Annotated in this window: 1 protein-coding gene; it reads right to left on the bottom strand. The window is 40.8% G+C overall.

Annotation, left to right across the window (positions count from 1 at the left end):
• Positions 1-255 (bottom strand): hypothetical protein (locus tag ACQ96U_RS27265; protein ID WP_431724424.1); only part of this gene is annotated, 255 nt, incomplete at both ends.

Raw genomic sequence — 255 nt, 5'->3', positions numbered from 1 at the left:
CACTGATTGAGTCATTGAGCATGACCATATTATGGTGACCATCTTCCCACACTAACTCATTTACATGAAATTGAAAAAGTTGGCCACGACCTTCCCAGTTTGTTTTAGCAGAGAGAAAGTACCCTGTAGACTGGTAAAAAAAACCATTTGGTTTAACAACCTGGTTTGTGTAATTCTGCAGCGGTGAAGGTGGAATATGTTTGGGGCCAAAGATTTCCCATAACCATTGCACAATAGCTACAATCCCACCAACAA

Origin of the sequence: Zooshikella sp. RANM57, assembly GCF_050749885.1 — a bacterium.
In the GTDB taxonomy this organism is placed as follows: domain Bacteria; phylum Pseudomonadota; class Gammaproteobacteria; order Pseudomonadales; family Zooshikellaceae; genus Zooshikella.
Note: the sequence above shows the minus strand (reverse complement) of the source record. Positions and strands in the feature narration are given on the sequence as shown.